Raw genomic sequence first — 18,372 nt, 5'->3', positions numbered from 1 at the left:
ATTTTCTCAGCCTGCGGCGTGATGCTGGGCGGGCGCGTTCGCCAACCGGCCGGCGTCCGCCGCCAGCAACTGTTGCACCAGCTCGACGCAGCGCAGAAAACGCTCTTCGTAATCGCTGGACTCAACGTGCACATACTCGATGTCGTTGGCGCGCAGCATTTCCTCCAGCAGGCGCTGGAACGCCAGACGATCGGCGGTGCTGCCGAGGCTGCGCAGGCCATCCGCCACCCACGGCGTGTTGTTTTCCAGCAGGATCACCAGATCGAAACGGTATTCGTCGATCAGCGCCTGCACAAAGGGGTGTTCACGCCCCTCGTACTTTTTGCAAAACGCCTGGGTGGTGACGAAATCGGTATCGATAAACGCCACCTTGTTGGCGTACTTGACCGCGAAATCCACGTATTGCGCCTGCCCGAGGGCAATTTTGTCGTAGTCGGAGTATTGCAGCGCCATCTCGTCGCCGCCCAGGTGCGAGAACACGTAATCGCGGCCATATTCCCAGGCGCTGGTGGTGTTGAAGATGTTGGCCAGCTTGTTGACCAGCGTCGATTTGCCGCTCGACTCGCCGCCGAGGATCGCCACGGTGCGCACGAAGAACGGCTTCACCTCGGTCGGGATGTAGTCCCAATAGCGGAATGGATCCTGGCGGATCTGATTGCCGCTGATGTTCATGAACGAACGCTCGGGATCGACCAAAATGGTTTCGATGCCCAGATGCTCGCGGTAGCGCGGCGCATCCTGCGCTTCGCTGGAATAAATGAAGCTCGGCACGATGCCCTTCTGTTCCATAAAGGCCTTCATGCCGTCGCTCCACACGTTCCAGCCGTGCGGATAGGGTTCGATGCCCTGCTCGTCGAACGAGTGGATATGGATGTTTTTCTGGTACTTGAAGGTCTGCAGCAGCCAGCGCAGGCGATCGCTGACCGTCGGCTGTTGCGACATTGAACTGTTCTCGAACAGCTCGCGGTCGCGAGGTTCGTCGTGGCACAAAATAACGTGCAACTCGTCCACCTGGCTGCAGGCGCGCTGGATCAGATAGATGTGGCCGGTATGCAGCGGGTAAAATTTACCAAACACCACGCCGACTTTAACCTCTTTACGCGGGAACTCCAGCCCGAGAAAACGGTGCAGCGCCTCAAGTTTTTGCGCGCTCGGGCTTTTGATTTTGTCGTTCAAAAGCTGGCTCAGATAGCCCTTGGTCATGCCGCTGGCATCCGCCACCTGCTGCAGCGTGCAGCCCTTTTGCTTGATGGACGTCTTCAGGTAATCAAATTGCGGCATGGCCACCTCCGTTTAATATGCTAAACAAAATAGCATATCTTGCTCGCCGTCGGCGACATTAATAAAACCCTTCCAGCACGTCCAGCGCGTCCGCCAGCTTCTTGACCCCGAACACCTGCATGTTGGCCGGCGGCTTTTTCGGCATATTGCCGTGCGGCACGATGGCGCGCTTGAAGCCGTGCTTGGCCGCTTCGGCGATCCGCTCCTGGCCGCTCGGCACCGGGCGGATCTCCCCCGCCAGCCCCACTTCGCCGAACACCACCAGATCGTTCGGCAGCGGCCGATCGCGCAGGCTTGAGACCAGCGACATCAGCAGCGCCAGGTCGGCGCTGGTCTCGCTGACCTTCACCCCGCCGACCACGTTGACGAACACGTCCTGATCCGACATCTGCAGCCCGCCGTGCCGGTGCAGCACCGCCAGCAGGATCGCCAACCGGTTCTGCTCCAGGCCCACCGCCACGCGGCGCGGGTTGGACATCATCGAGTGATCCACCAGCGCCTGGATCTCCACCAGCAGCGGCCGGGTGCCTTCCCACACCACCATCACCGAGCTGCCGGAAGTGACTTCATCGCCGCGGCTAAGGAAGATCGCCGACGGGTTGCTGACTTCGCGCAGCCCCTGTTCGGTCATGGCGAACACCCCCAGCTCGTTGACCGCGCCGAAGCGGTTCTTGTGGCTGCGCAGGGTGCGGAAGCGGGAATCGGCGTCACCGTCCAGCAGCACCGAACAGTCGATGCAGTGTTCCAGCACTTTCGGCCCGGCCAGCGAGCCGTCTTTGGTGACGTGGCCGACCATCACGATCGCCACGCCACGCGTCTTGGCGAAGCGCGTCAGGTAGGCGGCGGTTTCCCGCACCTGCGCCACGCTGCCCGGCGAAGACTGAATGTCCGCCATGTGCATCACCTGAATCGAGTCGATCACCATCAGCTTCGGCTGTTCCTGCTCGGCAATCAGGCAGATCTGCTCGATGCTGGTTTCCGACAGCATGTTCAGGCCGCCGGTCGGCAGCCCCAGACGGTGGGCGCGCATCGCCACCTGCTGCAGCGATTCCTCGCCGGTGACGTACAGGGTTTTCATCTGTTCAGACAGCTTGCACAGCACCTGCAGCAACAGGGTGCTCTTGCCGGCGCCGGGGTTGCCGCCGATCAGAATGGCGCTGCCGGGCACCACGCCGCCGCCCAGCACGCGGTCGAACTCGAGAAAGCCGGTGGTGAAGCGCGGCAGCGCCTCCAGGCTGATTTCCGACAGCTTCTGCACCTTGCTGACGCCGGCGTCGCCGGCATAGCCGCTGAGGCGATCGTTGCGCGCCGCTGCGGGCGACGCGGCCAAACGCACTTCCGTGATGGTGTTCCAGGCATGACAGGCGCTGCACTGCCCCTGCCAACGCGGATAGTCCGCCCCGCACTCATTGCACACAAATGCCCGTTTTGCCGCTTTTGCCACGTCTTACCTCAATCTTTCGTTATCGCACTTCGTGTTTCAGGCTGCCGGTGAGAATACACAGCACGCCCATCAGATCCGCATGCCGGATCGATACCTGCGCTTTTTCATACACTTTCGGCTTGGCGTGGTAGGCGATGCCCAGCCCCGCCGCCTGCATCATTTTCAAATCGTTGGCGCCGTCGCCGATGGCCACGGTTTGCGCCAGCGGGATCTCCAGCTTCTCCGCCAGCCGCAGCAGCGTGTCGGCTTTGAACTGCGCGTCCACCACCGGCCCCAGCACTTCGCCGGTCAGCTTGCCGTCGCGGATCTCCAGCTCATTGGCCGCCGCCGCCACCAGCCGCAGCCGGTTGCGCAGGTATTCGGCGTAGTAGGTGAAGCCGCCGGAGGCGATCGCCACATGCCAGCCCATCGCCTGCAGCTTGCCCACCAGGCTGGTCAGCCCCGGCATCAACGGCAGCTCGTCGCGCACCTGCTTGAGGATGTTGGCATCGGCCCCTTTCAGCGTGCCGACGCGCTGGCGCAGGCTGGCGGTAAAGTCCAGCTCGCCGCGCATCGCGCGTTCGGTGACTTCCGCCACCTGCTCGCCGACGCCCGCCAATTTGGCGATCTCGTCGATGCATTCGATCTCGATCGCCGTCGAATCCATGTCCATCACCAGCAGCCCCGGCGTGCGCAGGTGCGGGATCTTGCCGAGCGGCGCCACGTCCAGCCCGCTCTCCGCCGCCAACAGCTTGGCGCGCGGCGTCAAGGTGCCCGCCAGGCGCACCACCTGATAGTCGTCCACGCCCCAGGCGGTGACGATCACCATCGCCGCGCCCAGCTTGCGTTGGAATTGGGTAATGCGCGCCTTGTCCAGCTTCCTGCCGTATAACAGCCACCCGGTATTGCCCGCCCGGTAGTCCAGCGGCATCACTTCGTCGCCGCTGAGCGAAAGGGGAAGACCCGGCCATTGAGAGATCTCCGCCGGAAGATCGCAATAGGTCAGACTGTTTGACATCATTGACTCCTGAATGGACAAAAACGCTGCATGATAAAACGACGCATCAAGCTATCCTATCGCCAGCGGTTCTGGCAACATAAAGTGTCCCCGATGCCCAAGGAACCTGCATGGCTCGCGCTAAACTGAAATTTCGCCTGCACCGCACCGCTATTATCCTGATTTGCCTGGCTTTGCTGGTGCTGCTGATGCAGGGCGCCTCTTATTTTAGCCTGAGTCACCAAATGGCGCGATCCGAGCAGGTGGAAGAGCTGGCGCAGACGCTGACCAAACAGGTCGCCTACAGCCTGGCGCCGCTGCTGGACGACGACGGCAACAACCCGCGCATCGACGCCATCCTCAAGCAGCTCACCGATCACAGCCGCATTCTCGACGTCAGCGTGTATCAGTTGGACGGCACGCTGGTCTCCCACGCCGGGGAACAGATAAGTATACGCGATCGCCTGTCGCTCGACGGCAAACGCGCCGGCAGCTACTTCAACCACCAGTTGGTCGAATCCATTCAGGGCAAAGACGGCCCGATCGGCTTTATCCGCATCACCCTCGACACCCACGTGCTGGCGACCGAATCCAAACAGGTGGACAACACCACCAACCTGCTGCGCCTGATGATCCTGCTGGCGCTGGCGATCGGCATCATTCTGGCGCGTACCCTGCTGCAACACCGCCGCAGCCGCTGGCAGCAGTCGCCGTACCTGTTGACCGCCAACACGCCACTGGAAGAAGGCAATACGGTGGAAGACGACGAAGAGGATGCGCCGGAGATAAAGCAGGAAGCGCCGAAGAAGGAGTAACTCAGGCCAGGCGCTGAATGCGTTCTCGCCGTTTTATTGTCCTTTCAGTGAATAGATTGCCCGTAACGGCTACACCCATAATCAATTGAAAGGTAAAGCGTTAGCCAAAAACGGCCGTGCGGAATGAATAGATTGACGGGCGGGCGCCATGACGACGCCCGCCGCGGTATTACGCTTTGTCGCCCAGCAGCACGGATTCCAGCGCGATAACGATCATTTCGTTAAAGGTGGTCTGGCGTTCCGCCGCCGTGGTCGCTTCGTGACGCAGGATGTGGTCGGACACGGTGCAGATGGTCAGCGCCTTACAGCCGAACTCTTCGTACAGCTCCGCCGCCACGCCGTAGATGCCGGCCGCTTCCATTTCCACGCCCAGGATGCCGTACTTCTTCATCACCTGGAACATGTCCGGATCCGGGGTGTAGAACAGATCGGCGGAGAAGATGTTGCCCACGCGCGCCGGGATGCCCTGCGCCGCCGCCGCGTCGACCGCGTTGCGCACCATGTCGAAGTCGGCGATCGCCGCGTAGTCGTTATCCTTGAAGCGCAGACGGTTCACCTTGGAGTCGGTGCACGCGCCCATGCCGATCACCACGTCACGCAGTTTGATATCGTCACGCACCGCGCCGCAGGAACCCACGCGAATGATCTTCTTCACGCCGAATTCGGCAATCAGCTCGCGCGCATAGATGGAGCAGGACGGGATGCCCATGCCGTGGCCCATTACGGAGATGCGGCGGCCTTTGTAGGTGCCGGTGAAGCCCAACATGCCGCGCACGTTGTTCACTTCCACCGCGCCTTCCAGGAAGGTTTCGGCGATGTATTTTGCGCGCAGCGGGTCGCCCGGCATCAGTACTACGTCAGCGAAATCACCCATCTCAGCATTAATGTGCGGCGTAGCCATAATTTTCTTCCTTTAGAAATCTTATTTAATAAAAACGTCAAACATCCAAGCCTTGAATTTCGAGTTGCAGCCAGGCAGCTAGCGGGTGAATCCCCAGGAACTTACTTGAGTAAGCGACTGGGGTTCACGCGTGAAGCTAACAACGCTGCGGCTTGAAAGACAGGGCTTAGAACATGGTCTTACCGTAATCCATCGGCGACAGGCCAAAATAATTGGCGACGGTCTGGCCGATGTCGGCGAAGGTCTCGCGGTGGCCCAGCGAACCCGGTTTCACTTTCGGACCGTAAACCAGCACCGGGATGTGCTCGCGGGTGTGGTCGGTGCCCGGCCAGGTCGGGTCGCAGCCGTGGTCGGCGGTGAAGATGATGATATCTTCGTCTTTCACCAGCTTCAGCAGCTCCGGCAGGCGGCGGTCGAACAGCTCCAGCGCGGCGGCGTAGCCCGCCACGTCGCGGCGGTGGCCGTAAGAGGAGTCGAAGTCCACGAAGTTGGTGAACACGATGGTGTTGTCGCCGGCCTTTTCCATTTCAATCAGGGTCGCGTCAAACAGAGCATCGATGCCGGTCGCCTTCACCTTCTTGGTGATGCCGACGTTGGCGTAGATGTCGGCGATTTTACCGATCGACACCACTTCGCCGCCCTTCTCGTCCACCAGCTTTTTCAGCACGGTCGGCGCCGGCGGCTCTACCGCCAGATCGTGGCGGTTGCCGGTGCGCTGGAAGTGGCCCGGCTTATCGCCGACGAACGGACGCGCGATCACGCGACCGATGTTGTAACCGCCTTCGGTCAGCTCTTCACGCGCGATTTCGCACAGCTCATACAGACGATCCAGGCCGAAGGTTTCTTCATGGCAGGCGATCTGGAACACCGAGTCGGCGGAGGTGTAGAAAATCGGCTTGCCGGTTTTCATGTGCTCTTCGCCCAGCTGATCGAGGATCACGGTGCCGGATGAGTGGCAGTTGCCCAGGTAGCCCGGCAGATTGGCGCGTTCGACCAGTTTGTCCAGCAGCGCCTGCGGGAAGCTGTTGTGCTCGTCCTTGAAGTAGCCCCAGTCGAACAGCACCGGCACGCCGGCGATTTCCCAGTGGCCCGACGGCGTGTCTTTACCGGAAGAGAGCTCGCTGGCGTAAGCGTAAGCACCGATGATGTCGGCGTTGCGATCCAGCCCCTGCGGGAAGTTGCCGGTGGACTCCTCCGCCGCTTTGCCGAGGCCCAGACGGCTCAGGTTAGGCAGCGTCAGCGGGCCCTGGCGGCCCACGTTGGCTTCACCGCGCGCGCAAACCTCGGCGATGTGGCCCAGGGTGTCGGACCCCTGGTCGCCAAAACGTTCGGCGTCTTCGCTGGCGCCGATGCCGAAGGAGTCCAATACCATAATAAATGTGCGTTTCATCTGTGCTCTCCTGCGTGTTCTCACGCTATTGCGACCGCAAAACTGCAATCGCCCTTATTCTCTAAATTTATACCCAATGGATTTCAAGTTGTAGCTAGGCGGCTAGCGCGTGTATCCCCAGGAGCTTACTCAAGTAAGTGACTGGGGTGCACGCGTGCAGCCAACAACGCTACGGCTTGAAAGACGAGGGTCATCACGCTTGAGTGATGCGCTTATACACCACCGGCGTCGCCTCCGGCGCCTTGTCGCTCAGCGTCATTGCGCTGCGCACCGCATCGGCCGCCAGCTGCCAGCTCTCTTCATCGTTGGCGTGGATCATCGCCAGCGGTTGCTGGGTATCCACCTTATCGCCCAGACGCGCTACCTCGGTCAGGCCAACGCTGTAATCGATGGCGTCGCTCGCCCGGCGGCGGCCGCCGCCCAGCGACACCACCGCCATACCCAGCGCGCGGGTATCCATGGCGCTGATGATGCCCGGCTTTTCAGCATACACCGGCTTGCTCAGCGTTGCCGCCGGCAGATAGCTATCATAACGTTCGACGAAGTCTATCGGCCCTTGCTGCGCCGCCACCATGCGGCCAAACACCTCAGCCGCTTTGCCGTTGTCCAGCACCGCCTGCAGCTTGGCGCGCGCATCGGCCTCGTCTTGCGCCAGGCCGCCGGACAGCAGCATCTCCACGCACAGCGCCAGCGTCACTTCCAGCAGGCGCGGGTTGCGGTATTCGCCGGTCAGGAAGCGTACCGCTTCGCGCACTTCCACCGCGTTGCCGGCGCTGGAAGCCAGCACCTGGTTCATGTCGGTCAGCAGCGCGGTGGTCTTGCAGCCCGCGCCGTTGGCCACGCCGACGATCGCCTGCGCCAAATCTTGCGACAGGGCATAGGTCGGCATAAAGGCGCCCGAGCCAACCTTCACGTCCATCACCAGCGCATCCAGCCCTTCCGCCAGTTTCTTGGCCAGAATAGAGGCGGTGATCAGCGGGATCGAATCCACGGTGGCGGTGATGTCGCGGGTGGCGTAAAAACGCTTGTCCGCCGGCGCCAGCGAACTGGTCTGGCCGATGATCGCCACGCCGACGTCCTGAATGATTTTGCGGAAGGCGTTATCGTCCGGGAAAATATTGAAGCCCGGAATGGCTTCCAGTTTGTCCAGCGTGCCGCCGGTATGCCCCAGGCCGCGGCCGGAGATCATCGGCACATAGCCGCCGCAGGCCGCCACCATCGGGCCGAGCATCAGCGAGGTCACGTCACCCACGCCGCCGGTCGAATGCTTGTCAACGATCGGGCCATTCAGCGCCAAACTCTTCCAGTCCAGCACGGTGCCGGAATCGCGCATCGCCATGGTGAGCGCCACGCGCTCCGGCATGCTCATGTCATGGAAATAAATGGTCATCGCCAGCGCGGCGATCTGCCCTTCCGACACCACGTTGTCGCGAATGCCGTTGATGAAAAAGCGGATTTCCGCTTCGCTTAACGGCTGGCCGTCGCGTTTCTTACGAATAATTTCTTGAGCCAGGAACAAGGCATCCCCCTGTGTCGCCGAGAGTCGGTGCAGACGGGCGCGCCTGGCGCCCGCCAACGAAATCGATCAGTAGCCGCCGCCGGCGGTCTGGGTCTGGTGGCCCAGCGCGGTCAGCAAGCTGGCCAGCAGGCTGGAAGCGCCAAAGCGGAAATGCCGCGCATCGGCCCACCCTTCGCCCAGAATACGATCGGCAAGTTGCAGATAATGCAGCGCGTCTTCCGCGGTGCGCACGCCGCCGGCCGGCTTGAAGCCCACCGTCTTCGCCACGCCCATATCGCGGATCACCGACATCATCAGCTCGGCGCTCTCCAGGGTGGCGTTGACCGGCACCTTGCCGGTGGAGGTCTTGATAAAGTCCGCCCCGGCCTTGATGGCGATCTCGGACGCCTTGCGGATCAAATCGGCCTGTTTCAGCTCACCGGTTTCGATGATCACTTTCAGCAACACGTTGGCCGCCTGGCAAGCCTGCTTGCACTGTTTCACCAGCTCGAAGCCGACCTGTTCGTTGCCGGCGATCAGCGCGCGGTATGGGAACACCACGTCCACTTCATCCGCGCCATAGGCGATCGCCGCGCGGGTTTCCGCCAGCGCGATGTCGATATCGTCATTGCCATGCGGGAAGTTGGTCACGGTGGCGATGCGGATGTCCGGCGTGCCTTGCTCGCGCAGCGCCTTACGCGCCACCGGGATAAAACGCGGGTAGATGCAGATGGCCGCCGTGTGGCCGGCCGGGCTGTTGGCCTGACGACAGAGCGCGATCACTTTCTCGTCGGTGTCATCATCATTCAGCGTGGTTAAATCCATCAAGTTCAGCGCACGTTGCGCTGCTGCGGTTAATTCGGTCATAAAACTCTCCAACTGAGTACCTGGGTGTTGGCGAGCGGACTTGGTTCCATGAAGATAGCGCTGGGGAACGGCGTTCCCGCGGCGGCAACTGAGATCCTTCTCACCGCACATGGCCACCCGCCTTGCGGCCGGCCAGTAATAGCTATTTGAACACGAATGCCGGAGGCGATTCGCGTTCATCGTCACACTATATGAAATAGCACTGTAACAGACCGGAATTATATGTGAAGAGCATCACAAAATAACGCGATATCGTTCACAAATTCGCTAAAGAAGCGGCTGAAGATCGCGGGTGCGGCAACACCCGCGTTGCTTAGAGTATAGGCGGAGTCCCGCGATCGGTCGCGCCGTCGCGGGCTCCGTGATGGCTTACAGCGCCAGGAAGAAGCCGGCGATGGTGGCACTCATCAGGTTGGACAGCGTGCCCGCCGCCACGGCCTTCAGACCGAAGCGCGCGATGTCGTGGCGACGGTTGGGCGCCATGCTGCCCAGACCGCCCAGCAGGATCGCCACCGAGGAGAGGTTGGCGAAGCCGCACAGCGCAAAGGAGATGATCGCCTTGGTGTGCGTCGACAGCACCTGCAGGCCTTCCGCCGCCACTACGTCATCCGGGCGCAGATAGGCGCCGAAGTTCATGTAGGCGACGAATTCGTTGACGATGATCTTCTGGCCGATGAACGAACCGGCGGTCATTGCCTCGCTCCACGGCACGCCGATCAGGAAAGCGATCGGCGAGAACACCCAGCCGAGGATCAGTTCAAGCGACAGCTGCGGATAATCGAACCAGCCGCCGATACCGCCGAGAATGCCGTTAAGCAAGGCGATCAGCGCGATAAACGCCAGCAGCATCGCACCGACGTTCAGCGCCAGCTGCATGCCGGAAGCCGCGCCGGATGCCGCCGCGTCGATCACGTTGGCCGGACGATCCTCTTCGGCGATCAGCTTCATCGCATCGTCTTTATCGTGGGTCTGCTCGGTTTCCGGCACCATCAGCTTGGCGAACAGCAGCCCGCCCGGCGCGGCCATGAAGGATGCGGCGATCAGGTATTCCAGCGGCACGCCCATCTGCGCGTACCCCGCCAACACCGAACCGGCTACCGAAGCCAGGCCGCCGCACATCACGGCGAACAGTTCTGACTGGCTCATGGTGGCGATATAGGGGCGCACCACCAGCGGCGCTTCGGTCTGGCCGACGAAAATGTTGGCGGTCGCCGACAGCGATTCGGTGCGCGAGGTGCCCAGCAGCTTGTGCAGGCCGCCGCCCAGCACGCGGATCACCAACTGCATGATGCCGAGGTAGTACAGCACCGCAATCAGCGAGGAGAAGAACACGATCACCGGCAGGACGCGCAGCGCGAACACGAAGCCGCCGCCGCCGAACACCTCGAACATCTTGTCGGACACCAGCCCGCCGAAAATGAACGAAATGCCCTGATTGCCGTAGGCGATAACGTTTGCCACGCCGTTAGACATACTGCCGAGGATGCTGCGGCCCAGCGGCACGTACAGCACCAGCGCGCCGATGCCGACCTGAATGATGAACGCCCACACGACGGTACGCAATTTGATGGCCCGACGGTTGCTGGAGAGCAGCACCGCAATGGCGATCAGCACCGCCATACCGACCAGACTCATGATGAGTTGCATGCAAAGTTTCCCTGTTGCAAAAAATAAAATACATCCCTGCTCATGAAGAGAGGTCTGCTATTGGAGAGTTTCGGGGGGATTATACTGAGCGAGGTCACCCTCGCACCGATTTATGTCACAAATGTATACAACGAGACGCAAATGAAAATCTTATAACGTGACACGGGTCACGTTATAAACCCATCAATCCGGCATGGCAAACAGTGACTGGGTATTGCGTTGCAGGTGAGCGGCGATCTCGTCGGCCGGTTCCGGCCGCAGCGCGCACAGCGTGTGAAACACCTCGGCGGCGCGCTCGGGGCGATTCGGCTGCCCCTGATAGCCGGCCAGCGGCATGTCCGGCGCATCCGTCTCCAGCAGCAGCGCCTCAAGCGGCAGTTGCGCCATCACGCCGCGCGTTTTCTGCGCCCGCTCATAGGTGATGGTGCCGCCCACGCCGATGTAATAGCCGAGGCGGATAAACGCCTGCGCCTGCGACAGGCTGCCGGCGAAGCCGTGCACCACGCCGCGGCGCGGCAGTTGCATGCGCCGCAGCGCCGCGGCCAGCTGATCGTGGGTGCGGCGCGAGTGCAGGATCACCGGCAGGTCATGCTGTTTCGCCAGCCTCAGCTGGGCCAACAGCACGCTTTGCTGGCGCTCGAACTGCGGGTTGTCCATATACAGATCGAGCCCAATCTCCCCCACCGCCACCAGCTTGCGCGGCCGTTCGGCCAACAGCGCCGCCAACTGTTCCAGCTGCGGCTCATGATGCTGCGCGATATACAGCGGGTGCAGCCCCAGCGCGGCGAACAGCGGCGCGTGATCCTGCGCCAGCCGCAGCACCCGCGCAAAGCGATCGGCAGTGACCGTCGGGACGATGATGCGCTGCACGCCGGCGCTTGCCGCCCGCGTCAGGCTTTCGGCCTCGTGTCCGGTAAAGGGTGGGAAATCGAAATGGCAGTGGGTGTCGGTAAAGGCGTAGCTCACAGCGCGCCCCCTTCACCCGGCGGCAGATCGCCCGGCAGAATGAGCTTCGGCGCCGCCACCGCAGCCTCCGGCTGCGCCGTGAGATCGGGTGACATGGCGATGTCGGTCACGATCGGCGAAGGCATTCTGACGTTCTCCGGCTGGATCAGGCGGCGCGACAACGATTTTTGCACCTTGATACCGTCCGGTTCCTGCTGCGCCATCCACTGGCCGACGGTGGCCAGGAAGTAGCGGCCGCAGCGGCGCCCCAGGTGATAATCCTGATTGAGCGCCCCCAGTCGGCTGCCCAGCGCATTGCTGGCCAGCGGCTTAGGCGGGAAGATCTCGAAGATGCGCAGCTTGCCCGGCGGTTTCTCAATAAAGCGCTGGATGCGGTGATAGCTTTGCTCATGATGCTGCAGGATGCGCACCATCTGCTGCAGGCTGCTGTCGCTCAGCCAGTGCTCCATGCGCTTCATCCACTGCGGGGTGTAGTACATTTGCGAAGGCACGGTGCGGATCACCACGATGGTGTCGGCGCCGCGGCGGTAGGCCTCTTCCACCGGGATCGCATCGCTGATGCCGCCGTCCTGATAGCTGACGCCGTCCAACTCCACGCCCTGACGGTAAAAGCCGGGAATGGCGCTGGACGCCTTGATGGCCGGCAGCCAGCGTTCGCGCTGCGCCGGCAGATAGGCCGGTTCGAAATCGTCGCTGCGGCAGGCGCACAGCAGGAATTCGCGCCCGTCGATAAAGTGTTGTTCCGCCACATCCATCGCCAGCGGCATCTGCGCCGCCGCCGTATCAACCAACCAATCGAGATCGATCAGATGGCCGCCGCGCACAAAGCGCAGCGGATTGAAGAACTGGGCCGAGGTGGTGTAACGGGTGATCACCCGGCGCGCGTAGCCCATCTGCCCGCAGATATAGGCAGACAGATTCTGAGCGCCGGCCGACGTGCCGATCAGCAGATCGAAAGGGTTAAAGCCCGCGCGCTGAAACTCGTCCAGCACGCCGGCGGTGAAAATGCCGCGCTGGCCGCCGCCTTCGCAGACCAACGCCATCTTGCCTGGCCGAAAGGGTTTAGACGCCAGCGGTTCTATATTGCCGAGCGTGATGGGTATTCTGTATCCCAACTTGGCATCCTCAGTGAGACGTTTTCTCCGAGGATACCGCGTCTCGCTCTCTTCCGTAATCCTCTTGCAGCACGCCGGCGAGGAAATCGTTGCTGCCGGCCAGCAAGGCGCAATCGCTGCCGGACCATTCGGCCCACGCCTGCCATACCTGGCCTTTCAGCTGTTTCCAGCGCCCGACGATGATGTCGCTGTTCATGGCCGGCCCTCCCCGAGGTGAGAAAAGGAATTAAGCTTTGTTACAGTTTACGGGAAAATGCCGGCCGGCTAAGGGCGCCGACGGCCGGTGAACAGGCTGACCAGGAACAGGATGATGCCGACAACGAACACCACCTTCGCGGCCCAGGCGGCGGTGCCCGCCAGCGAACCGAATCCCAGTGCCGCAGCGATAAGCGCGATGACTAAAAAGATAATGCCCCAACGAAACATAAGCTTCTCCTTACCATTGTGAAAAAATTCTCTGCTGTCTGCCGCCCCGACAACGGGACGTCGACGGCAAATCAGTTTCTTTTTTTGGTGGTACACGTCGGGCCGCCTTCACGGCCCGACAGATGCGGCTTGTTGTTACTTGTTACGGGCGCCTGGCGGGATTACGGCTTGACCACCAGGTCGTTTTTCACGCTTTTCACGCCGTCGATGGCCTTGGCGATGCTTTCGGCACGCTCAGACTGCGCCTGCGTTTTCACCTCACCGGAAAGCTGCACCACGCCATCGGTGGTTTCCACTTTCACATTGCGCGACGGCACGATGTCATCGGCCAGCAGCTTGGCTTTCAGCTCGCTGGTGGTGGCAGTGTCGCCGGCATACGATTTGATCGACTGGTTGGCTTCGTCCTTCACGTGCAGCTTGTCGCTGACGGTCTTGACGCCTTCCACCTTACCGGCAACCGCGACCGCATGTTCCGCCTGCGCCTGGCTGCCGACAAAGCCGCTCAGGATCACGGCGCCTTTTTCGGTTTTCACCGAAATGTCAGCGCTTTTGATGGTCTTATCTTCCACCAACGCACTTTTAACTTTAGCCGTTATCGCGCTGTCATCCATGTAACCGTCAACTTTTTTCATGGAGCTATCGATTTTGGCACCGGCACTATCCGCGGCGTTAGACGCCTTGTTTAACAGGCTGTCTTCGGCCAGTGCAGTGCCGCTCACCAGAGCAGAACCCAAAACAACAGCCATCAGCGAGTGTGCAAATTTGGTCTTTTTCATCGATCTCTTCCTTTTGTTGGGGGCTCGCAGCGCCAGAGCGCCGGAACCCTTCAGCCGCCTTCACGCGGCCTCTCGGTAAATACTTCATCATCGCTATACGATTAAGCGTTCACGACAGGAGTCTTGCAACGGCCGTGCCAATCCAAAAAAACCTTATTTATCAAAGATAAAAATTTTTCAGTTGGATTTTTAATCAACAAACTGTCGTCTATTGACGACAGACTAAGCCACACAAAACTGAAACATACCTATCTTATTGATATTTAAAGACACTAACTGTCTCCTATCGGCAACACATCAGAATAACTCACCAAACAAGCAACGTATTTCAGTGATTTACTCTCAAGCAATGTGCGAACATCCTGTTAAAGATAGACCATCAGACGGAAAATGCAGGCCGAACGAACGCCGCCTGGCGACATCGGTTCGCAGGGTAAAATATGAGTAAGGTTTATTAATTAGCGCGGTTAGGGTGGGAGGAGCGTGCAGGGCGCACCGGGCGCCCTGCCGATTGATCAGTGTTCGCGGGTTTTGCGGAAGGTCACGTCAGGATAACGTTCCTGCGTCAGGTTGAGGTTCACCATGGTCGGCGCGATGTAGGACAGGTTGTCCCCACCGTCCAGCGCCAGGTTGATCTCGTTCTTGCGCTTGAACTCTTCGAACTTCTTCACGTCGTCGCACTCGACCCAGCGAGCGGTCGACACGTTAACCGACTCGTACAACGCTTCCACGTTGTACTCGCTCTTCAAGCGCGCCACCACCACGTCGAACTGCAACACGCCGACCGCGCCGACGATCAGATCGTTGTTGGCGATCGGGCGGAATACCTGCACCGCGCCTTCTTCGGACAGCTGCACCAGCCCCTTCAGCAACTGTTTCTGCTTCAGCGGATCGCGCAGGCGAATGCGGCGGAACAGTTCCGGCGCGAAGTTCGGGATGCCGGTGAACTTCATGTCTTCACCCTGGGTGAAGGTATCGCCGATCTGAATGGTGCCATGGTTGTGCAGACCGATGATGTCGCCCGGGTAGGCTTCTTCCACGTGCGAACGGTCGCCGGCCATAAAGGTCAGCGCGTCGGAGATCACCACGTCTTTGCCGGTGCGCACCTGGCGCAGCTTCATGCCCTTCTCATAACGGCCGGAAACCACGCGCATAAAGGCCACGCGGTCGCGGTGCTTCGGATCCATGTTGGCCTGGATCTTGAACACAAAGCCGGTGAATTTCTCTTCCGCCGCCGTCACTTCGCGGGTGTCGGTTTTGCGCGGCATCGGCGCCGGCGCCCAGGCCACCAGGCCATCCAGCATATGATCCACGCCGAAGTTGCCGAGTGCGGTACCGAAGAACACCGGCGTCAGCTCGCCGCTCAGGAAAGCCTCCTGATCGAACTCGTGAGAAGCGCCCTGCACCAATTCCAGCTCATCGCGCAGCTGCGCCGCCAGATCTTCACCCACCGCCGCATCCAGCTCTGGGTTGTTCAGGCCCTTGACGATGCGCACTTCCTGAATGGTATGGCCTTTACCGGTCTGGTACAGGTAGGTTTCATCCTTGTACAGGTGGTAAACGCCCTTGAACAGCTTGCCGCAGCCGATCGGCCAGGTGATGGGCGAACAGGCGATCTTCAGTTCGCGTTCGACTTCATCCATCACCTCCATCGGATCGCGGATGTCGCGGTCCAGCTTGTTCATGAAGGTCAGGATCGGCGTGTCGCGCAGGCGGGTGACTTCCATCAGCTTGCGGGTGCGATCCTCAACGCCCTTGGCGGCGTCGATCACCATCAGACAGCAGTCGACCGCGGTCAGGGTGCGATACGTATCTTCGGAGAAGTCTTCGTGCCCCGGGGTGTCCAGCAGGTTGACCAGGCTGTCGCGATACGGGAACTGCATCACCGAGGTGGTGATCGAGATCCCACGCTGCTTTTCCATTTCCATCCAGTCGGATTTGGCGTGCTGGCTGGAGCAGCGGCCTTTTACCGTACCGGCGGTCTGGATCGCCTGTCCGAACAGCAGCACTTTTTCGGTAATGGTGGTTTTACCGGCATCGGGGTGCGAGATGATGGCGAAAGTTCTTCTTTTGGAGACTTCGCGGGCAAATTCACTAGGAGACATGGTTTTCAGGTTCTACGGTTAGTCCGCCCTGCGACATCATCAGAACGCGCCGATCGCGGCGCCGGGCAAAGCGGTGAATAAAAGATAACAGCCGGGCATTTTCGCCGATTTGCCAACCGGTGACAATCAATGCTTTTTCCGACCGGGCTGATTACCCCAGCGGCAGCGCCATCACGATCGCGTCTTCGCGGCCGTGGGCGCTCGGGTAATAATTGCGGCGCACGGTGACTTCGTTGAAACCGAGATCTTCATACAGCGCGATCGCCGCCTGGTTGGAGGCGCGGACTTCCAGCCACAGCGTGACCACGCCGCGGCTCTCCAGCTGTTCGATCAACGCGTTGAGCAGCAGGCGGCCAAAGCCCCGGCGCTGGTGCTGCGGATGAATGGCGATGTTGAACAGCGTGGCTTCGTCCAGCACGATCTGCGTGATGGCGAACCCCGCCATCTCCCCATCGGCGCTCAGCTTCAGGTTAAGGTAGCGATCGCCCTGATTGCTGGCAAAGGTGGTTTCCGTCCAGGGGAAAGCGTGGCTGGCTTGCTCAATGGTGAAGGCCGTGGCCAGGTCGGCCGCCGTCAGGGTAGAAATCGTGTTCATGATGACAAATCTGCTGCCAGAGGGCGCGTTTGGCCCCCGCGTCTTGGGAAAGCTCGGCCAGCGCCGGGCTGTGTAGCTGCGCGCCGGCGACCGCGAGCGGCTCCGCCACGCCCAGCCGCCAACTGTTGCATGCGGTCTCTGCAGGCAGCATCGCCACCTGTTCCGGCGTCAGGCTGTAAGTTTGCGCCGGCGTCAGCCCCAGGCTGCGCAGCACGTCGCAAAACAGCGGATCGTCGGGCGCCGGCAGCGTCTGCGCCACCACCAGCAGGCGCGTCTCGGGCGGCAGACTGACCGCCACTTCGCCCTGCAACACGCCCGGGCGGCGCAATGTCCACTGCGTAATACCCAGTTGTTGTAACAGCCAGTCGCGTTTTGATGCCATGCCGATTCCTACCCGTTGTGGTGCGCCATGCCTGCCATGCGCCGCGCTATGCTAACAAACCCGCGCAGCCCGCGCCAACAAACCCGTCGAACATATCGCCACAAAGCTCTATAATCCCCGGTCTCATTTCCAGGAGCCAATATCTGATGTCTGCATTAACCCCCGCCAGTGAAGTCATGCTGCGCCACAGTGATGAATTTATCGAACGCCGCGTGCTGTTTGCCGGCGACCTGCAGGACAGCCTGCCGGCCCAATTCGAGGCCGCGGACGTGCGCGTCCACACTCAGCAATACCATCACTGGCAGTTACTGAACCGGACGATGGGCGATAACGTGCAGTTCGGTTTGACCGTCGATCCCGCTTTCGTCGCCGACTGCGACACGCTGGTGTACTACTGGCCGAAGAGCAAACAGGAAGCGCAATTCCAGCTGTGCAACCTCCTGGCGCTGCTGCCGGTGGGCGCGGACGTGTTCGTGGTCGGTGAAAACCGCAGCGGCGTGCGCAGCGCCGAGCCGACGCTGGAAGGCCACGTCACGCTGGTGAAAATCGACAGCGCACGCCGCTGTGGCCTGTATCACGGCCGCCTGGACGCGCAGACCGAATTCGACCTGAACGACTGGTGGGACAGCTATCAGCTGCACGATCTGGAAGTGAAAACGCTGCCGGGCGTGTTCAGCCGCGACGGTCTGGACGTCGGCAGCTCGCTGCTGCTGTCGACGCTGGAAAAACACATGAAAGGCAAGGTGCTGGACATCGGCTGCGGCGCCGGCGTGATGGCCTCGGTGATGGCCAAGCTGTCGCCGAAGGTGAAACTGACCCTCAGCGACGTCAACGCCGCCGCGGTGGAGTCCAGCCGCGCGACGCTGGCCGCCAACGGCATCGAAGGCGAAGTGATCGTCAGCAACGTTTACTCCGACATCACCGGCCGTTTCGACATGATCATCTCCAACCCGCCGTTCCACGACGGGCTGCAGACCAGCCTGACCGCCGCCGAAACCCTGATCCGCGGCGCGGTGAAGCACCTGCCGATCGGCGGTCAGCTGCGCATCGTCGCCAACGCCTTCCTGCCATACCCGGACATTCTGGACGCCACCTTCGGCAGCCACGAAGTACTGGCGCAAAACGGCCGCTTCAAGGTGTACCAGGCCACCGTCGGCCGCCCGCCGCGCGCGCCGAAGAAGAAATAAT

General features: G+C 61.1%; 18 protein-coding genes. 2 read left to right on the top strand and 16 right to left on the bottom strand.

All coding sequences use genetic code 11. From position 1 onward, the window contains the following. Positions 1-6: 6 nt before the first annotated feature. Genes nadR through serB form a run of 3 tightly spaced genes read right to left on the bottom strand, consistent with a single transcriptional unit; the run spans position 7 to position 3,722 of the window. Positions 7-1,281: a multifunctional transcriptional regulator/nicotinamide-nucleotide adenylyltransferase/ribosylnicotinamide kinase NadR gene (nadR, locus tag IT763_RS02875; RefSeq protein ID WP_016929160.1), complete on the bottom strand. Its 1,275-nt coding sequence runs from the start codon at positions 1,279-1,281 to the stop codon at positions 7-9. A gap of 58 nt (positions 1,282-1,339) precedes the next feature. After that, positions 1,340-2,725 (bottom strand): DNA repair protein RadA, encoded by a 1,386-nt coding sequence (gene radA, locus IT763_RS02870; protein ID WP_004933048.1) that lies wholly within the window; start codon positions 2,723-2,725, stop codon positions 1,340-1,342. A gap of 19 nt (positions 2,726-2,744) precedes the next feature. Next, complete coding sequence (gene serB, locus IT763_RS02865) at positions 2,745-3,722, bottom strand: phosphoserine phosphatase (RefSeq protein WP_004933052.1); 978 nt, start codon at positions 3,720-3,722, stop codon at positions 2,745-2,747. A 110-nt stretch (positions 3,723-3,832) separates the two neighbouring features. Here serB and IT763_RS02860 point away from each other — a divergent pair, with 110 nt between their 5' ends. Continuing rightward, positions 3,833-4,516: a YtjB family periplasmic protein gene (locus IT763_RS02860; RefSeq protein ID WP_151254331.1), complete on the top strand. Its 684-nt coding sequence runs from the start codon at positions 3,833-3,835 to the stop codon at positions 4,514-4,516. 169 nt (positions 4,517-4,685) lie between these two features. On the opposite strand, the gene deoD is transcribed toward IT763_RS02860, so the two are convergent. The 13 genes from deoD to IT763_RS02795 all read right to left on the bottom strand — a co-directional run bounded on the left by deoD (position 4,686) and on the right by IT763_RS02795 (position 17,184). Next, positions 4,686-5,417, bottom strand: coding sequence for a purine-nucleoside phosphorylase (gene deoD, locus IT763_RS02855; RefSeq protein ID WP_004933059.1), 732 nt, complete (start codon positions 5,415-5,417; stop codon positions 4,686-4,688). Positions 5,418-5,583: 166 nt separating this feature from the next. Beyond that, a complete protein-coding gene (gene deoB / locus IT763_RS02850; protein WP_016929163.1) occupies positions 5,584-6,807 on the bottom strand; it encodes a phosphopentomutase in 1,224 nt (407 codons plus the stop codon). Between the two features lie 193 nt (positions 6,808-7,000). Continuing rightward, positions 7,001-8,326 carry a thymidine phosphorylase gene (deoA, locus tag IT763_RS02845; protein WP_048796556.1) on the bottom strand — a complete coding sequence of 442 codons (1,326 nt, stop codon included), beginning with the start codon at positions 8,324-8,326 and terminating at the stop codon, positions 7,001-7,003. Between the two features lie 66 nt (positions 8,327-8,392). After that, positions 8,393-9,172 carry a deoxyribose-phosphate aldolase gene (gene deoC, locus IT763_RS02840; protein WP_016929165.1) on the bottom strand — a complete coding sequence of 260 codons (780 nt, stop codon included), beginning with the start codon at positions 9,170-9,172 and terminating at the stop codon, positions 8,393-8,395. A 369-nt stretch (positions 9,173-9,541) separates the two neighbouring features. Next, positions 9,542-10,819, bottom strand: a complete 1,278-nt coding sequence (locus tag IT763_RS02835) for a NupC/NupG family nucleoside CNT transporter (protein WP_004933076.1) — start codon at positions 10,817-10,819, stop codon at positions 9,542-9,544. Positions 10,820-11,002: 183 nt separating this feature from the next. Beyond that, positions 11,003-11,785, bottom strand: a complete 783-nt coding sequence (locus IT763_RS02830) for a metal-dependent hydrolase (protein WP_016929166.1) — start codon at positions 11,783-11,785, stop codon at positions 11,003-11,005. After that, complete coding sequence (locus IT763_RS02825) at positions 11,782-12,900, bottom strand: patatin family protein (protein WP_033631741.1); 1,119 nt, start codon at positions 12,898-12,900, stop codon at positions 11,782-11,784. The genes IT763_RS02830 and IT763_RS02825 overlap by 4 nt, the downstream gene beginning before the upstream one ends. 10 nt (positions 12,901-12,910) lie before the next feature. After that, the gene (locus IT763_RS02820; RefSeq protein WP_206195158.1) at positions 12,911-13,096 is read right to left on the bottom strand and encodes a stress-response protein; all 186 of its coding nucleotides are present in this window, start codon (positions 13,094-13,096) and stop codon (positions 12,911-12,913) included. Between the two features lie 68 nt (positions 13,097-13,164). Next, complete coding sequence (locus IT763_RS02815; protein WP_004933089.1) at positions 13,165-13,326, bottom strand: DUF1328 domain-containing protein; 162 nt, start codon at positions 13,324-13,326, stop codon at positions 13,165-13,167. 161 nt (positions 13,327-13,487) lie between these two features. After that, positions 13,488-14,102 (bottom strand): molecular chaperone OsmY, encoded by a 615-nt coding sequence (gene osmY, locus IT763_RS02810; protein WP_016929169.1) that lies wholly within the window; start codon positions 14,100-14,102, stop codon positions 13,488-13,490. Between the two features lie 515 nt (positions 14,103-14,617). Continuing rightward, positions 14,618-16,207: a peptide chain release factor 3 gene (gene prfC, locus IT763_RS02805; RefSeq protein WP_206195157.1), complete on the bottom strand. Its 1,590-nt coding sequence runs from the start codon at positions 16,205-16,207 to the stop codon at positions 14,618-14,620. A gap of 151 nt (positions 16,208-16,358) precedes the next feature. Beyond that, the gene (gene rimI, locus IT763_RS02800; RefSeq protein WP_044029730.1) at positions 16,359-16,802 is read right to left on the bottom strand and encodes a ribosomal protein S18-alanine N-acetyltransferase; all 444 of its coding nucleotides are present in this window, start codon (positions 16,800-16,802) and stop codon (positions 16,359-16,361) included. Next, complete coding sequence (locus IT763_RS02795) at positions 16,747-17,184, bottom strand: DNA polymerase III subunit psi (protein WP_016929171.1); 438 nt, start codon at positions 17,182-17,184, stop codon at positions 16,747-16,749. The genes rimI and IT763_RS02795 overlap by 56 nt, the downstream gene beginning before the upstream one ends. Before the next feature lie 146 nt (positions 17,185-17,330). Between IT763_RS02795 and rsmC the strand changes: the two genes are divergently transcribed. Further along, positions 17,331-18,371: a 16S rRNA (guanine(1207)-N(2))-methyltransferase RsmC gene (gene rsmC, locus IT763_RS02790; protein WP_028127873.1), complete on the top strand. Its 1,041-nt coding sequence runs from the start codon at positions 17,331-17,333 to the stop codon at positions 18,369-18,371. The last annotated feature ends 1 nt before the right edge of the window (position 18,372 follow it).

The organism is Serratia sp. CMO1 (assembly GCF_015689115.1).
GTDB classification, from domain to species: domain Bacteria; phylum Pseudomonadota; class Gammaproteobacteria; order Enterobacterales; family Enterobacteriaceae; genus Serratia; species Serratia marcescens.
Note: the sequence above shows the minus strand (reverse complement) of the source record. Positions and strands in the feature narration are given on the sequence as shown.

What these genes read in the sequence shown, in the direction of transcription:
- nadR (WP_016929160.1), bottom strand. Translation starts at nt 1,281, where the DNA reads ATGCCGCAATTTGATTACCTGAAGACGTCCATCAAGCAAAAGGGCTGC.
- serB (WP_004933052.1), bottom strand. Translation starts at nt 3,722, where the DNA reads ATGTCAAACAGTCTGACCTATTGCGATCTTCCGGCGGAGATCTCTCAA.
- IT763_RS02860 (WP_151254331.1), top strand. Translation starts at nt 3,833, where the DNA reads ATGGCTCGCGCTAAACTGAAATTTCGCCTGCACCGCACCGCTATTATC.
- deoD (WP_004933059.1), bottom strand. Translation starts at nt 5,417, where the DNA reads ATGGCTACGCCGCACATTAATGCTGAGATGGGTGATTTCGCTGACGTA.
- deoB (WP_016929163.1), bottom strand. Translation starts at nt 6,807, where the DNA reads ATGAAACGCACATTTATTATGGTATTGGACTCCTTCGGCATCGGCGCC.
- deoC (WP_016929165.1), bottom strand. Translation starts at nt 9,172, where the DNA reads ATGACCGAATTAACCGCAGCAGCGCAACGTGCGCTGAACTTGATGGAT.
- IT763_RS02835 (WP_004933076.1), bottom strand. Translation starts at nt 10,819, where the DNA reads ATGCAACTCATCATGAGTCTGGTCGGTATGGCGGTGCTGATCGCCATT.
- IT763_RS02820 (WP_206195158.1), bottom strand. Translation starts at nt 13,096, where the DNA reads ATGAACAGCGACATCATCGTCGGGCGCTGGAAACAGCTGAAAGGCCAG.
- IT763_RS02815 (WP_004933089.1), bottom strand. Translation starts at nt 13,326, where the DNA reads ATGTTTCGTTGGGGCATTATCTTTTTAGTCATCGCGCTTATCGCTGCG.
- osmY (WP_016929169.1), bottom strand. Translation starts at nt 14,102, where the DNA reads ATGAAAAAGACCAAATTTGCACACTCGCTGATGGCTGTTGTTTTGGGT.
- prfC (WP_206195157.1), bottom strand. Translation starts at nt 16,207, where the DNA reads ATGTCTCCTAGTGAATTTGCCCGCGAAGTCTCCAAAAGAAGAACTTTC.
- rimI (WP_044029730.1), bottom strand. Translation starts at nt 16,802, where the DNA reads ATGAACACGATTTCTACCCTGACGGCGGCCGACCTGGCCACGGCCTTC.
- IT763_RS02795 (WP_016929171.1), bottom strand. Translation starts at nt 17,184, where the DNA reads ATGGCATCAAAACGCGACTGGCTGTTACAACAACTGGGTATTACGCAG.
- rsmC (WP_028127873.1), top strand. Translation starts at nt 17,331, where the DNA reads ATGTCTGCATTAACCCCCGCCAGTGAAGTCATGCTGCGCCACAGTGAT.